Here is a 20,551-nt window from a genome sequence, read left to right as displayed (position 1 = left end):
AGGTTTATTAACAATTTTGTTGGGTTCTTCCGAAGAAACGGTCGTCCTTATCGGTACGTCCACCATCTTCTAATGGGAATTCCCTGCGCATAGGGAAAACCGTCATTTCATCCATATTCAGGATACGCTTTAACTGTGGATGTCCTTTGAAGACAATTCCGAAGAAGTCATACGTTTCTCGCTCCATCCAGTTTGCTCCAAGAAACAAAGGAATAGCCGAATCGATTTCAGGGTTTGAAGCCGGTAGAAAGGATTTGATTCTGATACGTACATTATCAATCCAGTTATGCATATGATAGACAACCGCAAATTGGCGTTCTTCAGCATATTCAGGATAATGGATTCCGCAGATATCAGTTAAAAAGTTAAAGCGAAGTGTTTGATCTTCTTTTAAGTATTTCATCACTTCCAAAATCGCATCGGGCGCTACTTCAAAAGTCAATATATCGTGTAATTGAACAAAATCGGCAACTTTAAGTCCGAACTGGTCAATCATTTTTTGTTGGATTACTGTGCTCTCTAAAGCCATACTTACTTGATGTTATAAGAACCTAATAAATCTTTGTACTCGTCTGAACTACGACGGCGTACCGATTCGTTTTTCACAATTTCCTGCAAACGCATGATTCCGTCTAAGATTTGCTCTGGTCTTGGAGGACAACCCGGAACGTATACATCAACCGGAATCACTTTATCGATACCCTGAAGTACCGAATAGGTATCAAAAACACCCCCGGAAGAAGCACAGGCTCCTACTGCAATTACCCATTTAGGTTCTGACATCTGCTCATATACCTGACGTAAGATAGGCGCCATTTTTTTTGCAATGGTACCCATTACTAAAAGCATATCGGCCTGACGTGGAGAAAAACTCATACGCTCAGAACCGAATCGTGCCACATCATAGTGTGATGCCATGGTTGCCATAAACTCGATACCACAACAAGACGTTGCGAATGGTAATGGCCAAAGTGAATTAGCGCGAGCCAATCCAACTACATCACTTAGTTTTGTAGCAAAAAAGCCTTCTCCGGCATAACCTTCCGGAGCATCGGCCATTTTATATTTAGAAGAATCATTCATATTATTTAGATTTTGGGCATTGGATCTCAGATTTCAACTCTTTGACCGCAAATTTCAATTTCAAATTCTTATTCCCACTCCAATCCTTTTTTCTTGATCACATAATAGAAACCTACAACCAACAAAGCCATAAAGATTCCCATTTTTGCCAAGCCATCAATTCCCATATCACGGAAATTTACCGCCCAAGGATACATAAAGATAACCTCCACATCAAACAATACAAAAAGAATCGCTACCAGGAAATATTTTACCGAAAAAGGAACACGTGCATTTCCAACCGATTCAATTCCACACTCAAAATTCTTATCTTTATTAGCCGAATGACGCTTTGGCCCTAATAATCCCGAAATGAAGATTGTCGCCCCAACGAAACCTACAGCTAATCCTACCTGCATCAAAATGGGCAGAAAATCCAACTGATTTGTTTGCATATTATTTGAATAGTTTTATCAGAACAACAAAGATAACTGGGTGCAAGTTAAATAACAATTATAAATTTGGTTTTCGTTTAAAAAACGTACTTTAATTACGTTATTTTTATTGATTCTAAACAATAAATAAAAAAACCGCCAGGATTTCTCAAGGCGGTTTTTGTAGTAATTTAATCTTCTATAGAATTTCCGTTTTCATCTAAAAACTTATATTCTAAGTACGTGTAAGCGTCACGAGGTATAATTTTCACCCATTTTTTATGTTCAAAAAACCATTTTGAACGTATTGATGGAAAACCTTTTGTAAGGTATGCAGCAATAAAAGGATGCACGTTTAACCGTATCTTTTTTTGCTGTTTAACGAGTCTTTCCAAATCGGTTGAAATCTTATCTATCACAACTATTGGCGCATCTACTTCGGCGTTTTCGTTGTTTGGATCTTCCTCTTTGGTCTTAATATTAACTTCCGGTCTGACTCTTTGGCGTGTAATCTGGACTAGACCAAACTTACTTGGAGGTAATATTTTGTGTTTTGCTTTATCGTCACTCATTTCCTCTTTCAGAAAATCGTACAATATTTTGCGGTTATCCGGATTTTGCATATCGATAAAATCCACCACAATAATACCACCCATATCACGAAGTCTTAACTGACGTGCTACTTCTGCAGCAGCGATCATATTCACTTCAAGGGCTGTTTCTTCCTGATTTGCAGCTTTATTAGAACGGTTTCCACTGTTAACATCTATGACATGCATAGCTTCGGTATGTTCAATGATAAGATAAGCACCTTTACTCATCGAAACTGTTTTCCCGAACGAAGTTTTAATCTGGCGTTCTATACTGTATTTCTCAAAAAGCGGCACGTCTTTCGACTGGTAGAGCTTGACGATTGATTCTTTACCAGGAGCTATTTGCTGCAAATACTCCTTTGTTTCATTCAACAGTTCTTTATCATCTGTTATAATCCCACTGAAAGTATCATTGAATACATCTCGTAAAATCGATGATGCCCTATTCAATTCACCCAGTACTTTTGAAGGATGATGAGCTGTTGGGATGCGCTTGCACATTGCAGTCCATTTGTCCAGCAAGTTTTGCAAGTCTTTGTCAATTTCTGCAACTTTTTTGCCTTCGGCTACTGTTCTCACAATAACACCGAATCCCTTTGGTTTGATTGATTGTACCAATCTTTTTAGACGGTCTTTTTCTTCTCTGGATTCGATTTTCTGCGAAATCGAAACCCTGTCCGAAAAAGGAACCAAAACAATATACCTACCAGCCAGTGACAGCTCAGAACTGATTCTTGGACCTTTGGTTGATATTGGCTCTTTGACCACCTGAACTAAAATAGACTGATTAGCGCTCAGCACATCTGCTATAGCACCATCTTTATCTATTTCCGGTTCAAAAGGGAAATTTTTAAGGGCGAAATCCTTTATTTTACCTGCGCTTACAAGTTTGATGAATTTCAATTGAGAAGAAAGATTAGGACCTAAATCATGGTAATGCAAAAATGCGTCTTTTTCAAAACCCACATTTACAAAAGCAGCATTCAATCCTGCAACCGGCTTTCTGATTTTAGCGATAAAAATATCACCCACCTGAAAGTTACTTGTCTCTTCTTCTTTATGTAATTCAACTAGTTTTCCATCTTTTAATAAGGCAAAATCTACAGCTTCAGAACTTGTTCGAATAATTAATTCTTTATTCATGTGTAAATTTTTATCCCGACTCTTAGTTAACCGTTAACAATTAGAGTTTGCACACATAATTCTTAACCCATAACTGAATTGCAAGGATGGATTAAACATTTTTTACAGGTAATTTACCCGTTGGCAGATTTCAAGACTTAAAATTGTTTTAATTTTTGAAATCCCCGATTTCAATGAACGTTTAAAAAGAAAAAAGTAGTTAGAGAACTACTTTTTCTTTTTATGACGATTAGCTCTCGCTCTTTTTTTACGTTTGTGAGTAGCTACCTTATGTCTTTTTCTTTTTTTACCACTTGGCATAACTTTGTAGTTTTATTGATTAGTAAATTATTTTGCTTCGTTATTTGTTTTTACACCTTCTACGAACACTTTAGCAGGTTTGAATGCAGGGATGTTGTGAGCTGGAATTTTGATTGTAGTGTTTTTTGAAATGTTTCTTCCAGTCTTCTCAGCTCTTGTTTTAACGATAAAACTTCCAAAACCTCTTAAATACACATTATCTCCTGTTTCCAATGAATTTTTCACTTCATCCATAAAAGATTCAACTGTAGCTTGAACATCTCCTTTTTCTAAGCCTAATTTGTCAGCAATTTTAGCTACGATATCTGCTTTTGTCATTTTATTATATAAATTAAGTTTATCTAATTTTTTTTGAGAGTGCAAATATATAAATTAAAAACAGAATAATTCAACTATAAACGATTAAAATTTAATAACATAAAGATTTATTTTTGCCAACCAAACCTTAACAATGAATTTCAGTAAGACATTAATAACGTGGTATTTAGAAAACAAACGCGATTTACCATGGCGCAATACAACCAATCCGTATCACATTTGGCTATCCGAAATCATGCTCCAACAAACGCGGGTAGCACAGGGATTACCTTATTTTTTAGCTTTTACCGAAACATTTCCAACTGTTTCTGATTTAGCAAAAGCGGAAGAAGAAAAGGTTTTAAAATTATGGCAGGGACTTGGTTATTATTCAAGAGCGAGAAACCTTCATGCAACAGCAAAACATATCGCATTCAACCTTGAAGGAAATTTCCCAGACAACTACAACGATTTACTAAAACTTAAGGGGATCGGTGAATATACAGCAGCCGCAATTGCTTCTTTTTCATTCAATGAAAAAACTCCGGTTGTGGACGGAAATGTTTTTAGGGTATTAGCCCGTTATTTAGGAATCACAACCGACATAGCATCACCAAAAGCAAAAAGAGAATTCACTCAACTTGCAGAAGAGTTAATCGACGCTGCAAATCCTGCTTTATTCAATCAGGCCATTATGGAATTCGGCGCATTGCAGTGCACCCCAAAAAACCCGGATTGCAACATTTGTCCTTTGAATAATTCCTGTTATGCTCTCTCACAAAAAAAAGTCGGCGATCTACCGGTCAAAGTAAAGAAGACCAAAACAAGAGACAGATTCCTGAATTATCTGTTTATTACAGACAATAACCAGAAAAGCATTGCCAATAAAAGAACCGGAAAAGGCATATGGCAAAATTTATACGAATTTCCTTTAATCGAAACGGACAATCCGGAAACAGAAACCGAAATAAAATTCCGAATCCACAAATTATACCCTGAAACCAGCTTGGTAACACTTTTGGATTCTGAAAGCATCCTGCATAAATTATCACATCAAAATTTACACATACGCTTTTGGAAAATCAACCTAAACCACCAGTTGGACAAAGGACTAAGCCATGACGACTTGATGCTTTTACCCTTCCCTATAGTTTTGCATAATTTCATTGAAAACAATAAGTATTGATTTTTTACGTATATTTGATATTAACTAAATTATAAGCCATGAACGGGACATTAAACAAGGTAATACTTATAGGTCATTTAGGTGATGAAGTAAAAATGCATTATTTTGACGGAGGAAACTGCATTGGAAGATTTCCTTTAGCCACTAATGATATATACATCAACAAAACAACAGGTGAAAAAATAACCTCTACCGAATGGCATAATGTAGTCGTACGGAATAAAGCAGCGGAAATTTGCGAAAAATACCTTTCAAAAGGCGATAAGATCTATGTGGAAGGACGCATTAAATCACGTCAATGGCAAGCCGAAGACGGTTCAACAAAGTACACAACCGAAATTCAGGTAACCGAATTTACCTTTTTAACCACCAAAAAAGACTCCGAAGTTGTAAAAAATACCCCGGAAACACCAAAAAGCACTAATTTTGACAACCCAATCGAAAACGATTTACCTTTTTAATTCAAAATTAATGTCAACAAAATACTTAAGCCTATTATTTTTCACAGGTATTTTAACCTGCGCCATCAGTTGCAAAGATGATGTTTTACCTAAACCAAAAGCCTATTTAAGCCTAGACTACCCAAAACCGGTTTATGCTCCATTTGACAAAACATGCGACTATACTTTCGAATACAACACTCTTGGGAAAGTTGAAGATCAGGGGAATTGCAATTTTCACATCAATTACCCAAATCTAAAGGCGACAGTATACCTTACATACAAACCGGTACAAAACAACATTGACAAATTATTGCGCGATGCCCAAAAGCTGACCTATGAACACGTAATCAAAGCAGACGGCATTGTAGAACAACCTTATGTAAATAAAGAGAGAAAAGCATACGGAATGTTTTATGAGATAGGCGGAAATGCCGCTTCCCAATCACAGTTTTATCTAACTGACAGCACAAAACACTTTTTAGTAGGGTCAGTCTATTTTTATGCAAAGCCAAATTTCGATTCGGTTTTACCTGCTGCACATTATATCAAAAATGATCTTAGGATTTTAATGGAGTCCTTAAAATGGAAGAAATAAAAAAAGCTTCAGCAATGCTGAAGCTTTTTTTATTTTCAAACCTATATTATAAAGTAGCCGGCTTTGATTCTTTTTCTGAACAGGCTTTTTTTCCCGCACAACATCCTACCTTCTTTTCTCCTTCCGGAGCAGCAGTAGTTTTTGCCTCATCATTAGCTTTAGCAGCCTTTTTCTTTTTATCCTGTTTTGGCTCTTGATAATTCATTGCCTTATCTGCCGAATTTTTAACATCTGAAACCTTATACGTTTTGCCGTCTGCTACTGCTTCAACAGTTTCAACTAATTTTTCAGGAGTCTGCACAGCAGCATCATACTCTACGGTAGCCGTTTTCTTTTCGAAATCAACTGTTGCTTTTTGCACTCCGTCTAATCCAGCCAACTTATTTTCGATTGTTTTAGCACAACCCATAGCACAAGTCATTCCGTCAATTTTAAAAGATGTAGTTTCAGCCTTAGCTACTACTTTACTTGTTTCATTTTGGGTTCCTTCCTCAGATGAAGTTTCAGCAATTTCTTTTTTACATCCAACCAATGTCAAACCTGCAAACACTAAAGCAAGGGTAGATAATTTCATAATTTTCATAGTATTGAATTTTAATTGTTTATAATGCGATAAGGCAAAATTATCGAAAAAGTAATTTGATTGTCATAAAAATAACAGAATTTTGGGAAATCAAATCACAAACTATGTTTTCTAAAAACAACAAATGGTTCTTACTGATACTTCTTTCATTGATTTGGGGAAGCTCATTTATACTTATCAAACGAGGGTTAGTTGGTTTAAATCCGTTCCAGTTAGGAGCCTTACGGATTATATTTGCTTCACTCTTTTTATTGGTAATCGGATTTAAAAGTCTTTTCAAAATTCCGTTATTCAAATGGAAATACATTGCCATAACAGCCTTATTCGGGACCGGATTTCCTGTTTTTCTGTTTGCATACGCTCAAACCGGCATTAAAAGTTCAGTCAGCGGAATTTTAAATTCATTGACACCATTATACACTTTACTTTTAGGGATTTTACTTTTTGGATTAACCTTCATGAGAAATCAGATATTCGGTGTTTTATTAGGATTAACCGGTTGCTTGATGCTTGTCATTGGCGGAAATTCAGGAAATGGTGAAACCAATTATTTTTATGCCTTTTTGGTTGTCATTGCAACCCTATGTTATGCTTTAAACGTAAATCTGATCCGGAAATACCTTTCAGATGTTAGCCCGTTAAGCATCACAACCGGAAATTTCACCTTTTTATTAATTCCAGCCATAGTGATTCTATTTATTAGTGGTTATCCGCAAATTGCTTTGCAACCGGAAGTCAAGCATGCCACACTTTTTATTATAGTGTTAGGAATGTTGGGGACAGGAGTTGCTAATATTTTGTATTTCCAATTAATCCACATCACATCACCGTTATTTGCATCATCAGTTACCTACTTTATCCCATTGGTAGCCATGGCATGGGGATTATTGGACGGAGAACGATTAAGTCCGCTCCAGTTTCTCGGATCATTGATTATTCTAAGCGGTGTTTATCTCGCCAGCAAAAACAAAGCATAAAAAAATCCCATAGTGTTACTATGGGATTTTTGTTTGTATATAAATCATTAATCGATTGCTTTTACAACTGCTTTTTCCGCTTCTTTTCGTGAACCGTCAAAACCATCAATTCCTGAAACCGTAGTATACTTCAACACATACTTTTTGCCCGGGTTCAATTTATTATAAACACTCTGACACATTAATGTTGCTTCGTGGAAACCGCAAAGAATTAATTTAAGTTTCCCCGGATATGTATTTACATCTCCAATTGCATAAATACCTTCGATATTAGTCTGATAATCCAAAGCATTATTTACTTTAATCGCATTTTTCTCAATCTCAAGCCCCCAATGTGCAATTGGACCTAATTTAGGAGTCAAACCAAAAAGCGGTATGAAATAATCCGTTTTTATGTTACGGTGCGCACCATTTTCATCAATATCGATAGATTCCAGATGCTCAGCACCGTTAAGTCCGACAACTTCTGCAGGTGTAATCAAATGTATTTTCCCGGCATGCTTTAATTCCTGCACTTTTTCAACTGAATCCAAAGCACCACGAAATTCGTTTCTACGGTGAATCAAGGTTACTTCCGAAGCAACATCAGCTAAAAAGATACTCCAGTCCAAAGCGGAATCACCGCCACCTGCAATTACAATTTTCTTATCACGAAACAATTCCGGATCTTTTACAAAATACTCAACCCCTTTGTCTTCGTAGAATTCAATATCTTCAATAATTGGCTTTCTTGGCTCAAAACTACCCAAACCACCTGCAATAGCAACAGCTTTTGTATGATGTTCAGTACCTTTATTTGTAGTTACAATAAAAGTCCCGTCATCCAGTTTTTGAATTTTCTCTGCGACCTCATTCAAAGTGAATCCCGGCTGAAACTGTTTGATTTGTTCCATCAGGTTATCCACAAGATCTCCTGCTAAAACAGAAGGAAAACCCGGAATATCAAAAATGGGCTTTTTCGGATATAATTCAGTTAATTGCCCGCCAGGTTGTGGCAGACCGTCAATAATATGACATTTTAATTTCAAAAGACCGGCTTCAAATACTGTAAAAAGCCCTGTTGGGCCGGCACCAATGATAAGTATATCGGTTTCAATCATTTTTCAAAAAAATTACTAGGTCGCCATGCAACCAAGGTTATAAGTATTCCGTACAGAATGGCATCGCGTTAGGGATTGCAGCAATTGTCTGAGCTCTTTTGTCTGTAATCCGTCAGGATCAGACAAAAAGCGAGTGCGGAAAGCCCGCCGTATTGTCCTGCTGCACTGAAAAGCAGGATAATACGAACGCCATAATCCGATAGATTCAGGAAAATATTAAGCTACGTTTACCACCGTTTCAATTTGTGGCGCATACTTTTTGATGGTTGTTTCCACCCCAGCCTTTAAAGTGCTGATACTCAAACTACAACTTGTACACGCACCCTCAAGACGCACTTTCACATGTTTTTCATCTTCGATGGAAACCAAAGTGATATCTCCACCGTCAGAATTCAAAAACGGACGTATTTCCTCTAGCGCTTTTTCGATATTAAGTGTTAATTCTTCTTTTGTCATCTTCTTTAGATTTTTAGACATCTTAGACTTTTAGACTTTTAGACTTTCATTTCAGGAAAGTTTAAATTAATCCGGCAATCTATTTTTTATTCACGGCAGAACAACCTGCCATAGTTGTTATTTTTATCGCTTCGGTAGCCGGTAAATTTTCGTTTCTGTTCACTACTTCCTGCACTACGTTACGCGCAATATTCTCGAAAATCCCTTCCAATGGAGAAGCGGTTTGCAAGGCAGCCGGACGACCGTAATCACCAGCTTCTCGGATGCTTTGTACCAATGGCACCTCACCCAGGAACGGTACCTGTAAATCTTCTGAAAGGTTTTTAGCACCTTCTTTTCCGAAAATGTAATATTTGTTTTCCGGTAATTCTTCCGGAGTAAAATAAGCCATATTTTCAATAATTCCCAGAACCGGAACATTGATGCTTTCCGACATGAACATCGAAACTCCTTTTTTAGCATCGGCAAGTGCAACAGCCTGTGGCGTACTTACCACTACAGCTCCCGTAATAGGCAACGACTGCATGATTGACAAGTGGATATCGCCGGTTCCCGGAGGCAGATCGATTAACATGAAATCCAATTCTCCCCAAGCAGCATCAAAGATCATTTGATTCAACGCTTTGGCAGCCATTGGTCCTCGCCAGATTACCGCCTGACTTGGCGCAGTAAAGAATCCGATGGAAAGCAATTTGATTTCGAAACTCTCAATCGGTTTCATTTTTGATTTTCCGTCTACTTCGATTGAAATAGGTTTTTCATTCTCTACGTCGAACATGATTGGCATTGACGGTCCGTAAATATCAGCATCCAAAACTCCAACCTTGAATCCCATTTTAGCTAAAGTCACTGCTAAATTAGCAGTAACGGTAGATTTACCAACACCACCTTTACCAGAAGCAACCGCAATAATGTTGCTTATTCCCGGAATGGCTTTTCCTTTAATTTCATTCGATTTTTCAGGAACTTCCACTTTGATATTGACTTTTACTTTGGTATCAGCCGAAAAAGTATCGTGGATTAATTTGCGGATATCGTCTTCTGCTCTTTTTTTGATGTGCATGGCCGGTGTTGACAATACTAAATCAACCACAACCTCATCACCGAAAGTAATTACGTTTTGAACCGCACCACTTTCGACCATATTTTTTCCTTCACCAGCTATTGAAATGGTTTCTAAAGCTTTAAGGATCTCTTTTCTGTCTAATTTCATTTCTTTGGTAATTCTGTTTCAGCTATGTTTATTTAAACTGATTTTAGATTGCAAAGATAGTCAGAAGTTTAAAAGTTTGAAAGTTTGAGGGTTTAAAGTTTTGTTATAATCAGATAGAGAATACTGATGAGAGGCTTTTAACAAAAAACTAATCCGCTTTTTCCAGTAACATCAACTTTAATCGCTGTGAACCGTAAAAAGATAATTCTCCCGGTTTTCTATCTTCAACAAACTTCATCAAATCTTTCTGATTAAATTGAGAACGATTGATCTTTCCATTGATTTCATTCGAATAAAAAAAATTTTGACCATCTGAATATTTTACCCTGATTTTCGTTTTGAAGTCTCCATCATATTTTATTATCGAGGCAGCAGAATAATGCTTTGGTTGCAACAAAAGATCTAGAGGAGGTATACAAGAACCAATCGTATAAGAAAACTCAATTGGCTTCCACTTACCATCAAAATCTTTTGCTTCCTGAATAACACTAACATAGAGACTTGTATCGCCAAACGGAATACTTTTTGAAGAATTATTGAAAAACAGAACTGGATAAGCCAAAACATTGCGTTGCTCCAACTTATACCCCTCAAAAAACCCAACCTTATTCCGATAAAACTTATTATGTACACTATCTGCTAACATCTTTTTATTAACAGAAAACAGCACGTTTTTAAATCGCAATCCTTTGGAGGTAAATTCATAAGTCGTATCTATAAAAATACTCAGATCTCTCTCTTTTAAAAAAAAAGCACCCTTAATTCCCTTATACATTTTTGTCTCTTTATCATATTCAAAATACCCTTTGAACATTTTAAAGATCGAAACATCGTTACTAAAATTGGCTGCAATGATTGGAGACTCGTTCTGCAACATTTCTTTACTGTTTACAAAAACAATACTATCTGTTTCAAAACCGGTCAGCCGGGGAAAAGCATTTTTCTTCTTATCAGAACAAGATGCAAATACCGTAACTATTATTAAGAGTATATGTAGTTTTTTCATTAACAGAAGTTATTCTTCTCTAACGTTGGGCTGCCAAAAATATTTTTCAAAATCAACAATTTGGTTATCAACCACCTCAACACCTTCACTTTCGAGCAATTGTTGCATTAGGCTAGTTCCGTCAAAATGATGTTTACCCGTGAGGACACCATTACGGTTTACAACACGGTGCGCTGGTACATCTTCCATATTGTGTGACGCATTCATCGCCCAACCTACCATCCTTGCCGAACGGGCTGCTCCCAAAACTTTGGCAATGGCGCCATACGAAGTAACTCTACCTTCCGGAATCTGACGTGCAATTTCATACACTCTTTCGAAGAAATTATCGTTGTCCGGATTGAATTTGGATTTGGCCACAGCGTACTTTTAGAATTTAAAATAGTATTTCAGGATATTGTACAGGGTAAAAACAGAAATCACTCCGGTTATGGAACCAATTATGATGTTCATGTTTTTCATTATGAATTCGGTTTTATGCTGTATTTTATTAAAGAAAGCAATGTAAGTATAAAACACTAAAAACGAACCTAAAACCACGCCCAGCACAAAACTGTAAACAGAAGCCGGTTCAAAATTAAAATACCCGAAAGAAGCCAGCGTCACACTAACAAACACGTAGTAAGGTATCGGAAAAAAGTTAATAGCCGAAATCAGCATTCCAAGAAAAAACCGGCTCTTTTTGCTTTTAATTTTAAGATCTTCCTTGATTTTACCTTTTGGCTTTTTGGCAATAAACAGAAAATAAACGGTTACCAATGCAAAAATACCGAATCCGATTTCCCTGAGCAGAATAACCACGTTCTGATGAGCATCAATATACCTTGCGAAAATTAAGGCTAGATAAGTCTGGAAGAAAATAATCAAAACAGCACCCGCTGTAAACATCATGGCTCTGTTTCTTCCATCCTGAAGACTAATTCTGGCTGCTGTCATATTAATTAATCCCGGAGGAAGAATTCCTATTACTGAGACAGCAAACCCAAAAAGAAGCGGCAGGATATAAGCCATAAATGCTATTTAATTTTAAATCGAATATACGTAATTGCCTTGTTAATTTCCAAATATTGTTTTTCGTAAAATGTCTGGATTGAAGTTACTGCTTCGGGAGCGCCTTCGTTTTTATACACATTGTGGTTAGCATATAATACTTCGTGACCTTCCCCATGCAATAATCCCAGAGTATAACCATGCATGAATTCAGAATCGGTTTTAAGATTCATGACTCCGTCCGGTTTTAAAATCTTTTTGTACAATTGCAGGAATTCTGAATTGGTCATACGGTGTTTGGTTCGCTTATATTTAATTTGCGGATCCGGGAATGTAATCCAGATTTCGCTGATTTCGTTCTCGGCAAAAACATAATCGATCAGTTCGATTTGCGTACGCACAAATGCAACGTGAGCCATTCCGCTTTCAACTGAAGTTTTGGCACCACGCCAGAAACGTGCACCTTTAACATCAATACCGACAAAATTTATATTAGGATTACTTTCGGCAAGACCGATGGTATACTCACCTTTTCCGCAACCTAATTCCAAAACAATCGGATTGTCATTTTTAAAAAAATCAGCATTCCACTTTCCTTTTAAAGCAAAACTGTTTGAAACCACTTCCTCTCTTGTTGGCTGAAATACATTTGTGAATGTTTCGTTTTCTTTAAATCTCTTTAACTTATTCTTACTTCCCACTGCTATAAATTTTTGGCAAAAGTAGGCATTTATATTGTTTTTGAAAACCAAAGTTGTTTAGACACAAAAAATTAAAGCCCGAAACCATTTTATAACATCTCAGTAACATTCCTGCAACATATCTTGAGTTAATTTGAAATAAAAAACTTTGAAAAAGAGAAAAGTAGAAGTCGTTGTCATTTCTGATGTTCATTTAGGAACCTACGGGTGTCATGCCAAAGAATTACTGGATTACTTATCGGCAATCAAACCAAAGATTCTGATTTTGAATGGAGATATCATTGACATCTGGCAATTTAGAAAATCCTATTTCCCTCCCACGCACCTGAAAGTTTTAAAAAAAATCATTTCATTAAGTTCAAAAGGAACCAAAGTTTACTACCTCACCGGCAACCACGATGAACTTTTGCGTAAATTCACCGATATCCATTTGGGGAATTTCAGTCTGCTCAATAAAATGACGCTGGATTTAGACGGCAAAAAAGCCTGGATTTTTCACGGTGACGTTTTTGATGCTTCCATAACACACACCAAATGGCTGGCCAAATTGGGTGGATGGGGATACGACTCATTGATTCTTCTGAACAGAGCCATCAATTGGGCATTAATCAAAATGAACCAGGAACCTTATTCGTTATCCAAAAAAATCAAGTCCAGTGTGAAATCGGCAGTAAAATTTATTTCCGATTTTGAAAGCGTTTGCATTGAACTGGCTATTGAAAAAAAATACGATTATGTGATTTGCGGACACATTCATGAACCAAAAATAGAACAGGTTAAAAACCAGCATGGCGAAACCACTTACCTGAATTCGGGAGACTGGATCGAAAATCTGACAGCTTTGGAATACAATAAGAAAAAATGGAGGTTGTATGACCATAAGACCGAAAGCATTACTTTTGAACAATATGAGGAAACTTTCGAATACGAAAACCATTTGGTTGAACAATTCATTTCCATCATTGAAAAATAATTTATGTTTAAAACAGCATCTGAAAAAAAGAACATCCTTGTAGCGCCACTCAATTGGGGACTGGGACACGCAACGCGATGTATACCGGTAATCAACGCTTTGATCGATAATGATTTCAATCCGATTATCGCATCAGACGGAGTTGCTTTGGAACTTTTACAAAAGGAATTTCCAAACCTGCAAACAATTGAATTACCCTCTTACCAAATTCAATATGCCAAAAACGGAGCCAATTTCAAATTAAAGCTGTTTCTAAACAGCCACAAAATGATTCGCGCGATTTTAAAAGAGAGAAACAAAACAAGACAGATTATCCAGATGTACAATATTCAGGGTATTGTATCCGACAACCGTTTGGGCGTTGTTAGCGACACTATTCCATCAGTTTTCATCACCCACCAGCTGAACGTGATGACAGGGAACACGACCTGGCTTACAACCCAACTGCACAATCAGGTAATTAAAAAATTTGACGAATGCTGGGTTCCCGATGTAGACACATTTCCTAATTTAAGTGGAAACCTTGGCCATCCCGAAAAGAAACAAACCAACGTAAAATATATCGGCCCGTTGAGCCGTCTGCATAAAAAGAACCTTGAAAAGAAATACGACCTAATGGTTATCCTCTCTGGTCCGGAACCACAACGAACCATGTTAGAAGAAAAACTGATTTCCGAATTGGAATCTTATCACGGTACAATTCTCTTTGTAAAAGGCAAAATTGAAGAAGAACAGCGCATCCAAAAACAAAACCAATTCACTTTTTACAATTATATGAATTCAGAACAGATTGAAGTTGCTTTCAACGAAAGTGAAAAGATCTTATGCCGTTCCGGCTATACCACTGTTATGGATTTGGCCAAATTGAAAAAGAAAGCTTTTTTCATCCCGACTCCTGGACAATATGAACAGGAATATTTAGCTAAAAAATTCAAGGAGGAAGGACTGGTTCCATCCTGCAGTCAGGAAAAATTCAAAGTAAAGAAATTGGATAAAATCGAACTATACAAAGGCTTACGGAGTTTTGAAAGCCATATTAAATGGCAGGATTTACTGGAAGTATTCAAATAAAAAAAACCGACGATTGTCGGTTTTTTATTTTATCAAGTAGGTCAGTTCAGCTTATTTTCTATAAGCAACTGTTTCTTTTTCCCATTTGTTTACCACGGCTACGCGGCTATCTTTGTAATCAACTTCATTTAAAGCTCCGTCACTCCAGAAAAACCATTTACCGGTTTTTTTACCATTTGTGAATTCGCCTATCGAAGTTTTGATTCCTTTTTCGTTATAAGAAACCCATGTACCATGAACTTTTCCGTCCTTATAAAAACCTTCCTGCTTTACACTCCCATTGTCATAATAATAAGTAGCTTTCACTAAATTACCGTCAATTTCGTATTTTGGCTCAACTTCCTGCGCCATCATCATTCCTGATACTAATAAAGCGCATGCTAAAAATGTATTTTTCATAGGTCTACGATTTAAGGATTTATAAATTATTTAATCAAATATAAAAAATAATTTACAATAAAAAAACTTTTACTTAACAATTTCGTAACATTGAAAAAAAACATAAAAAAATCGAATTAACTCAAATTCAACAACTTGACATTAATTCGATTAAAAATTTAATTTTTATATCTTAAAAAATGTTTTTATTACACTTTCTCTAAAGTAAATGAAAATTCTGACCCTTTACCAAATTTACTTTGCACGTAAATTTTTTCATCATGTGCTTCAATAATATGTTTAACAATAGACAATCCGAGTCCGGAACCACCTTCACTTCTTGCCCCACTTTTATCAACCCTGAAGAAACGTTCAAATAAACGCGGAATATTTTGTTTTTCAATTCCTTCACCGTTATCACTTACACGGACAATCACTTTATTGTTTGTCAGATCTTCTATACCAATTTCCGTTGATCCGCCTTCTTTACCATATTTAATCGAATTCATGACCAGATTCAACATCACCTGCTGGATTTTTTCATAATCGGCCAAAACCATAATTGGTTTATAATATTTTGAATCAAAACTCAAGGTAATATCTTTTTTATTGGCTTTAATTTCAAGCAAGTCCATTACATTCTGAGCCAATTCTACCATATCGAACTCAACCATTTCAAGACTTTCGTCACCCATTTCGAGTTTTGAAATCATATCCAGGTCTTCCACGATATACACGAGACGTTCTACTCCTTTTTCGGCGCGTTCCAAATATTTTTTCCGAAGCACTTTATCTTTGTGAGCACCGTCAAGCAATGTAGAAATATAACCCTGAACGGTAAACAATGGCGTTTTTAACTCATGGGAAACATTACCTAAAAATTCGCGACGATATTCTTCGCGATCCTTCAGCATTTCGATTTCCAATTTCTTATCGGTTGCAAACTTCTTCACCTGTTTGGTCAAAGTAGCCATATCGGTAGTAATGGGCTGGCTCCTGAATTCGGTCGAATCCAGAAAGGAAATATCATCATAAATCTTTTTAACCCTTCTATAAATGAAATGCTCAACGCGGTATTGCAATACAAAAAAGGAAAAATTAAATATTGAGATAGCAAACACTAAACTGAAAATCCAGTTAACAGTAAAAAAGAAGTAAGTCAGTATCGTAACAAATCCTGAAGAAAACAACGCAATATACAGTGCCGATTTTACCGCAAACTTATACGTCTTCTTAAAATTGATACTCATTAAAACTCAAATTTATACCCAACTCCTTTAATTGTTTTGAATAATTCTTCACCGATTTTTTCTCTCAGCTTACGGATATGCACATCGATGGTACGACCACCCACAACCACTTCATTTCCCCAAACCTTATCTAGAATTTCTTCTCTTTTGAAGACTTTACCCGGTTTCGAAGCCAATAGATAAAACAGTTCAAATTCTTTTCTTGGCAGGATAATTTCCTCCCCGTCCTTATGTATTTTATATTCTTCGCGGTTAATTTCGATACCACCTACATTCAGACTATCACTTGCCGTTTCTTCATCTTTAAGTCTGCGAAGCAATGCTTTTACCTTACTTACCAAGACTTTTGGTTTGATCGGTTTTGTAATATAATCATCAGCTCCGGCATCGAATCCGGCAACCTGCGAATAATCCTCACTACGTGCCGTTAAGAATGTAATAATGGTTTGGCTTAATTCAGGGATTTTTCTGATATTTTCACAAGCTTCCATTCCGTCCATTTCGGGCATCATGACATCCATAATAATTAAATGGGGAAGATGTTTTTTTGCTTTTTCGACGGCTTTTTTTCCGTTATCAGCCGTAAAAATCTGATAACCTTCTTGTGTTAAGTTGTATCCTACGATTTCCAGGATATCTACCTCATCATCAACTAAAAGAATCTTAATATCCTTCTTTTTCATACAAAGAGCTTGATTGTTATTTGATGTAAAAGTATGTAATATTTGAAAGAAAATATTGTGATTACACAAATTTAATCTCTTAACATTCAGGAAACATAATGAAAACCAAAATGTAACTTCCAATTAACACAATCTTTACGTAGCTAACATTCCTTTGCACCAAAATTAAACACAGCTACTCAATGAAACTTAAATTAACATTTTTGTTCTTATTACTCTCTTTAGTAAGTTTTGCACAAAAAACAACTATATCTGGTGTGGTATCAGATAAAGACTTAAAAGGAGAACCTCTTCCGTTTGCAAATGTTTCCATCAAAGGTAAATCAATTGGCACAACGACGGATATCGACGGAAAATACACTTTAGAAGTTCCGGCAGGAAGCCACACTGTGGTTTTCAGTTTTCTGGGTTACGAATCTAAAGAAGTACAATTCAGCATAACACAAGGCGAAAGCAAAACCATCAACGAAACCATTGGTACCGGAAGTGTAACTTTGGAAGACGTAGTAATCAAATCTACTGTAAACCGCGAAAAAGAAAGCGCTTTATTATTAGAACAGAAAAAAGCAGTTGAAATCAAACAAAGTATCGGTGCACAGGAAATGTCAAGAAAAGGTGTAAGCGATGTAGAGGAAGGATTAACTAAAATCACCGGTATCGCTAAAGTTGACGGACGCGGATTATTCGTGCGCGGATTAGAAGATCGTTACAACAACTTATTAATAAATGATTTACAGGCACCTTCAAATAGTCCGTTCAAAAAAATCATCCCAACTGATTTATTCCCGACAGATATCGTAGGTGTTTTAAATGTTTATAAAACATTCAACCCAAATATTTCAGGTGACTTTGCCGGCGCAACCATCAATATCGAAACTTCACAACCTAAAAACAGCATTACTAAAATCTCTTCTGGTTTCAGTTATGTAACAAACAACAATGGTGAAGATTTCTTAATCTCAGAAGACGCCAATACAACTCAAGGATTTTTGGGATTAAACGGTGATGACAAAGTATTGCCTGGTTATTTCGGAAGCAGACCTTCAGGAGTAGTGATGACTCCGTCACAATATGCTGATTACAGCAAAAACAGCAACTGGAATGCAGACAAATCATCAAGTCCGATCAATACAAGCTTAGGCTTTTTACATGCCAACAAAGTTAAAGTCGGAGAAAACAACCTAAACTATATTGTTTCAGTTAATCAGGACAATGCCTATGTAATCAGAAAAGGAGTTGAGCGTACTTTCAACTTCGGACAGGGAAATTACGACAACAATTTATTCACGACTTCATATGATTTCAAAACAACTGTTTCTGGATTAGCGAGCGTAAAATATAAAACAAACCGTTTCGGGATTGGATTCAATTCATTCTTATTAAGAGCCACTTCGTCTAAAATCGAAGACCAATTTGGTTACACAAACAGTCAGGCCAACAAGCCAAACATGATCATCCGTTTGAATCAGTTTGAAGAAACACAATACTGGAACAACCAAATCATTGGTAACTACGATTTGACTGAAGACAAAAAACATACTTTAAAAGGCGGATTTTCATATGTAAAAACAAAATTCGGACAACCGGACAGAAAATTCATCGTGGGAGAATTAAGCGGAGAAGACCAGATTACGGCAAACTTCGGTGGAAACAACTTAATCAGACAACATTTAGACATTTCAGGTGACCGCTTTTTCTCTGGAATGCTGGAATACAACATAAAACTGAACACTACCGAAAACGGTAAAGACAACAAATTATCTGTAGGTTACAACGGATTCAGCAATGAGGAAATTTCATCTTACCGATTCTTATTCGGAAAACCAATTTCCACAGCACTTCCCCAATTCACAACGAGCTTAAACAACATTGAAGGCGTTGTATCAAATGCCGTACAAAACGGAAACGTTAATTTCACAGAAACTTCGAACGAAGATTACAAATCGAAATTATACCAAAACATACAGGCTGGTTACGCAAATTTATTCTGGAATTTTGGAGAAAAGTGGGAAATCAACGGAGGTGTCCGTATTGAGAAATCATTACGCGAAATCAAATTCAGACGTTTAGGGTACGGAATTAACAGTCCGTTCTCAAAATTAACAGATGATGAAATCGACTTCTTACCATCGGTTAACACAAAATACAGCCTGAACGACAAAAGTAACCTGCGTTTTGCTGCTTCGAAAACCATCACAAGACCGGCTTCTGCGGAGTTATTACCAATTGAGTACTTAAATGCCGATGGTACAGTTGTTTTAGGTAACTACCCATTAGCCAGAACAGTATTCCAGGCTGAACAGAACTGGAAATCATTGAAAAACACTGATAACCTGAATTTTGATTTGAAATATGAAATCTTCCCAAAAGAAAGTGAAATGCTTGCTGTGGGTGTATTCGGAAAACAAATCCAAAACCCAATTGAGAGAATATTTGTTCAAAGTGCGAGCAGCGGCGGACAAATCACAACTTTCGACAACTCAAAAAGTGCAACTATTTTCGGAGCTGAATTAGAATTATTGTTACAATTAAAACGTATTGCTCCGGCTTTGGACAAATTCACGTTCGGGTTCAATACTTCATTAATGAAGACCAAAGTAAAAGTAGACAAAATCAACAACCCTGCAGAGAATTCAGACACAAGAAAACTACAGGGAGCTGCTGACTGGGTAATCAACTCTGACTTAAAATATGAATTCGAATTCAATGAAGACATGAAAAACACCATGACTTTAGTATACGGAGTAACAGGAGACAGAATTTATGCAGTAGGAACTTCAGGATTAGACCACATTTACGAAAAACCATTCCAAAAACTGGATTTCGTATGGACCAGTAAGTTATCAAAAAACCTTGAGGCAAAATTATCGATTGACAACATCTTAAATCCAAATTTCAAAAGAGTTATGGGTGATGACAGCAAAGTTACCATCTATGAAAATGATTTAACGGTACGTCAATACAAAAAAGGAACAGGATTCGGATTGACAATCGGTTATACATTCTAATAAATTAACAGTCTTAACATTGGCTTTAAAAAACAATTTAGAAGAATAACAATTCAATAATTTTCTGATAACCATTAAAAAAAACAAGCGTAATAGTTTTGTATCAGAA

At 36.4% G+C, this 20,551-nt stretch carries 23 protein-coding genes; 7 read left to right on the top strand and 16 right to left on the bottom strand.

The window, feature by feature from the left end; translation table 11 throughout:
- Nucleotides 1–7: 7 nt before the first annotated feature.
- The 5 genes from NAT51_RS11170 to NAT51_RS11150 all read right to left on the bottom strand — a co-directional run bounded on the left by NAT51_RS11170 (nt 8) and on the right by NAT51_RS11150 (nt 3,895).
- Nucleotides 8–529, bottom strand: a complete 522-nt coding sequence (locus tag NAT51_RS11170; protein WP_250598993.1) for an NADH-quinone oxidoreductase subunit C — start codon at nt 527–529, stop codon at nt 8–10.
- 2 nt (nt 530–531) lie between these two features.
- Nucleotides 532–1,083, bottom strand: coding sequence for an NADH-quinone oxidoreductase subunit B (locus NAT51_RS11165; protein ID WP_250598992.1), 552 nt, complete (start codon nt 1,081–1,083; stop codon nt 532–534).
- 68 nt (nt 1,084–1,151) lie between these two features.
- Nucleotides 1,152–1,517 (bottom strand): NADH-quinone oxidoreductase subunit A, encoded by a 366-nt coding sequence (locus NAT51_RS11160; protein WP_250598990.1) that lies wholly within the window; start codon nt 1,515–1,517, stop codon nt 1,152–1,154.
- A gap of 170 nt (nt 1,518–1,687) precedes the next feature.
- Nucleotides 1,688–3,232, bottom strand: coding sequence for an Rne/Rng family ribonuclease (locus NAT51_RS11155; RefSeq protein ID WP_250598988.1), 1,545 nt, complete (start codon nt 3,230–3,232; stop codon nt 1,688–1,690).
- A gap of 327 nt (nt 3,233–3,559) precedes the next feature.
- Entirely contained in the window at nt 3,560–3,895 is a 336-nt protein-coding gene (locus tag NAT51_RS11150; RefSeq protein WP_262921809.1) for an HU family DNA-binding protein, read from the bottom strand.
- An 88-nt stretch (nt 3,896–3,983) separates the two neighbouring features.
- On the opposite strand from NAT51_RS11150, the gene mutY reads away from it, so the two are divergent.
- From mutY to gldD, 3 genes are read left to right on the top strand one after another with little or no spacing between them, the layout of a single operon-like run.
- The gene (gene mutY / locus NAT51_RS11145) at nt 3,984–5,015 is read left to right on the top strand and encodes an A/G-specific adenine glycosylase (protein WP_250598987.1); all 1,032 of its coding nucleotides are present in this window, start codon (nt 3,984–3,986) and stop codon (nt 5,013–5,015) included.
- Between the two features lie 38 nt (nt 5,016–5,053).
- The gene (locus NAT51_RS11140; protein WP_250598986.1) at nt 5,054–5,476 is read left to right on the top strand and encodes a single-stranded DNA-binding protein; all 423 of its coding nucleotides are present in this window, start codon (nt 5,054–5,056) and stop codon (nt 5,474–5,476) included.
- Nucleotides 5,477–5,486: 10 nt separating this feature from the next.
- Nucleotides 5,487–6,053: a gliding motility lipoprotein GldD gene (gldD, locus tag NAT51_RS11135; RefSeq protein WP_250598984.1), complete on the top strand. Its 567-nt coding sequence runs from the start codon at nt 5,487–5,489 to the stop codon at nt 6,051–6,053.
- A gap of 46 nt (nt 6,054–6,099) precedes the next feature.
- On the opposite strand, the gene NAT51_RS11130 is transcribed toward gldD, so the two are convergent.
- A complete protein-coding gene (locus tag NAT51_RS11130; protein ID WP_317245535.1) occupies nt 6,100–6,636 on the bottom strand; it encodes a heavy-metal-associated domain-containing protein in 537 nt (178 codons plus the stop codon).
- A gap of 104 nt (nt 6,637–6,740) precedes the next feature.
- Between NAT51_RS11130 and NAT51_RS11125 the strand changes: the two genes are divergently transcribed.
- Nucleotides 6,741–7,613 (top strand): DMT family transporter, encoded by an 873-nt coding sequence (locus tag NAT51_RS11125; protein ID WP_250598982.1) that lies wholly within the window; start codon nt 6,741–6,743, stop codon nt 7,611–7,613.
- 47 nt (nt 7,614–7,660) lie between these two features.
- Here NAT51_RS11125 and NAT51_RS11120 read toward each other — a convergent pair whose 3' ends face one another.
- The 7 genes from NAT51_RS11120 to trmB form a co-directional block, all read right to left on the bottom strand.
- Nucleotides 7,661–8,713 (bottom strand): NAD(P)/FAD-dependent oxidoreductase, encoded by a 1,053-nt coding sequence (locus NAT51_RS11120; protein ID WP_250598981.1) that lies wholly within the window; start codon nt 8,711–8,713, stop codon nt 7,661–7,663.
- 216 nt (nt 8,714–8,929) lie between these two features.
- Entirely contained in the window at nt 8,930–9,169 is a 240-nt protein-coding gene (locus NAT51_RS11115; RefSeq protein ID WP_250599022.1) for a NifU family protein, read from the bottom strand.
- 79 nt (nt 9,170–9,248) lie between these two features.
- Nucleotides 9,249–10,382, bottom strand: a complete 1,134-nt coding sequence (locus NAT51_RS11110; RefSeq protein WP_250598979.1) for an Mrp/NBP35 family ATP-binding protein — start codon at nt 10,380–10,382, stop codon at nt 9,249–9,251.
- A 148-nt stretch (nt 10,383–10,530) separates the two neighbouring features.
- Nucleotides 10,531–11,388 (bottom strand): hypothetical protein, encoded by an 858-nt coding sequence (locus NAT51_RS11105; protein WP_250598978.1) that lies wholly within the window; start codon nt 11,386–11,388, stop codon nt 10,531–10,533.
- A 9-nt stretch (nt 11,389–11,397) separates the two neighbouring features.
- On the bottom strand, nt 11,398–11,748 hold the full coding sequence (locus tag NAT51_RS11100; RefSeq protein ID WP_250598977.1) for an MGMT family protein: 351 nt from the start codon (nt 11,746–11,748) through the stop codon (nt 11,398–11,400).
- Between the two features lie 9 nt (nt 11,749–11,757).
- A complete protein-coding gene (locus NAT51_RS11095; protein WP_250598976.1) occupies nt 11,758–12,399 on the bottom strand; it encodes a LysE family transporter in 642 nt (213 codons plus the stop codon).
- Nucleotides 12,400–12,404: 5 nt separating this feature from the next.
- Nucleotides 12,405–13,079: a tRNA (guanosine(46)-N7)-methyltransferase TrmB gene (gene trmB, locus NAT51_RS11090; RefSeq protein ID WP_250598975.1), complete on the bottom strand. Its 675-nt coding sequence runs from the start codon at nt 13,077–13,079 to the stop codon at nt 12,405–12,407.
- Between the two features lie 148 nt (nt 13,080–13,227).
- Between trmB and NAT51_RS11085 the strand changes: the two genes are divergently transcribed.
- Both NAT51_RS11085 and NAT51_RS11080 read left to right on the top strand, forming a co-directional pair.
- Nucleotides 13,228–14,052, top strand: a complete 825-nt coding sequence (locus NAT51_RS11085; protein ID WP_250598974.1) for a UDP-2,3-diacylglucosamine diphosphatase — start codon at nt 13,228–13,230, stop codon at nt 14,050–14,052.
- Between the two features lie 3 nt (nt 14,053–14,055).
- On the top strand, nt 14,056–15,123 hold the full coding sequence (locus tag NAT51_RS11080) for a glycosyltransferase (protein WP_250598973.1): 1,068 nt from the start codon (nt 14,056–14,058) through the stop codon (nt 15,121–15,123).
- A gap of 51 nt (nt 15,124–15,174) precedes the next feature.
- On the opposite strand, the gene NAT51_RS11075 is transcribed toward NAT51_RS11080, so the two are convergent.
- From NAT51_RS11075 to NAT51_RS11065, 3 genes are all read right to left on the bottom strand, one after another.
- Nucleotides 15,175–15,522, bottom strand: coding sequence for a toxin-antitoxin system YwqK family antitoxin (locus NAT51_RS11075; RefSeq protein ID WP_250598972.1), 348 nt, complete (start codon nt 15,520–15,522; stop codon nt 15,175–15,177).
- Between the two features lie 188 nt (nt 15,523–15,710).
- Complete coding sequence (locus tag NAT51_RS11070; protein WP_250598971.1) at nt 15,711–16,751, bottom strand: sensor histidine kinase; 1,041 nt, start codon at nt 16,749–16,751, stop codon at nt 15,711–15,713.
- The gene (locus NAT51_RS11065; protein WP_250598970.1) at nt 16,751–17,434 is read right to left on the bottom strand and encodes a response regulator transcription factor; all 684 of its coding nucleotides are present in this window, start codon (nt 17,432–17,434) and stop codon (nt 16,751–16,753) included. Before NAT51_RS11065 ends, NAT51_RS11070 begins: the two co-directional genes overlap by 1 nt.
- A gap of 182 nt (nt 17,435–17,616) precedes the next feature.
- Between NAT51_RS11065 and NAT51_RS11060 the strand changes: the two genes are divergently transcribed.
- Nucleotides 17,617–20,442, top strand: coding sequence for a TonB-dependent receptor (locus tag NAT51_RS11060; RefSeq protein WP_250598969.1), 2,826 nt, complete (start codon nt 17,617–17,619; stop codon nt 20,440–20,442).
- The last annotated feature ends 109 nt before the right edge of the window (nt 20,443–20,551 follow it).

The sequence above is a fragment of the Flavobacterium amniphilum genome (assembly GCF_023634845.1).
Classification (GTDB): Bacteria; Bacteroidota; Bacteroidia; order Flavobacteriales; family Flavobacteriaceae; genus Flavobacterium; species Flavobacterium amniphilum.
The sequence above is the reverse complement of the archived record's forward strand: the minus strand, read 5'-3'. Positions and strand labels throughout refer to the sequence as shown.

Coding starts and splice junctions, on each gene's coding strand:
- NAT51_RS11170 (WP_250598993.1), bottom strand. CDS start 529: ATGGCTTTAGAGAGCACAGTAATCCAACAAAAAATGATTGACCAGTTC.
- NAT51_RS11165 (WP_250598992.1), bottom strand. CDS start 1,083: ATGAATGATTCTTCTAAATATAAAATGGCCGATGCTCCGGAAGGTTAT.
- NAT51_RS11160 (WP_250598990.1), bottom strand. CDS start 1,517: ATGCAAACAAATCAGTTGGATTTTCTGCCCATTTTGATGCAGGTAGGA.
- NAT51_RS11155 (WP_250598988.1), bottom strand. CDS start 3,232: ATGAATAAAGAATTAATTATTCGAACAAGTTCTGAAGCTGTAGATTTT.
- mutY (WP_250598987.1), top strand. CDS start 3,984: ATGAATTTCAGTAAGACATTAATAACGTGGTATTTAGAAAACAAACGC.
- NAT51_RS11140 (WP_250598986.1), top strand. CDS start 5,054: ATGAACGGGACATTAAACAAGGTAATACTTATAGGTCATTTAGGTGAT.
- gldD (WP_250598984.1), top strand. CDS start 5,487: ATGTCAACAAAATACTTAAGCCTATTATTTTTCACAGGTATTTTAACC.
- NAT51_RS11130 (WP_317245535.1), bottom strand. CDS start 6,636: ATGAAAATTATGAAATTATCTACCCTTGCTTTAGTGTTTGCAGGTTTG.
- NAT51_RS11125 (WP_250598982.1), top strand. CDS start 6,741: ATGTTTTCTAAAAACAACAAATGGTTCTTACTGATACTTCTTTCATTG.
- NAT51_RS11120 (WP_250598981.1), bottom strand. CDS start 8,713: ATGATTGAAACCGATATACTTATCATTGGTGCCGGCCCAACAGGGCTT.
- NAT51_RS11115 (WP_250599022.1), bottom strand. CDS start 9,169: ATGACAAAAGAAGAATTAACACTTAATATCGAAAAAGCGCTAGAGGAA.
- NAT51_RS11110 (WP_250598979.1), bottom strand. CDS start 10,382: ATGAAATTAGACAGAAAAGAGATCCTTAAAGCTTTAGAAACCATTTCA.
- NAT51_RS11105 (WP_250598978.1), bottom strand. CDS start 11,388: ATGAAAAAACTACATATACTCTTAATAATAGTTACGGTATTTGCATCT.
- NAT51_RS11095 (WP_250598976.1), bottom strand. CDS start 12,399: ATGGCTTATATCCTGCCGCTTCTTTTTGGGTTTGCTGTCTCAGTAATA.
- NAT51_RS11080 (WP_250598973.1), top strand. CDS start 14,056: ATGTTTAAAACAGCATCTGAAAAAAAGAACATCCTTGTAGCGCCACTC.
- NAT51_RS11075 (WP_250598972.1), bottom strand. CDS start 15,522: ATGAAAAATACATTTTTAGCATGCGCTTTATTAGTATCAGGAATGATG.
- NAT51_RS11070 (WP_250598971.1), bottom strand. CDS start 16,751: ATGAGTATCAATTTTAAGAAGACGTATAAGTTTGCGGTAAAATCGGCA.
- NAT51_RS11065 (WP_250598970.1), bottom strand. CDS start 17,434: ATGAAAAAGAAGGATATTAAGATTCTTTTAGTTGATGATGAGGTAGAT.
- NAT51_RS11060 (WP_250598969.1), top strand. CDS start 17,617: ATGAAACTTAAATTAACATTTTTGTTCTTATTACTCTCTTTAGTAAGT.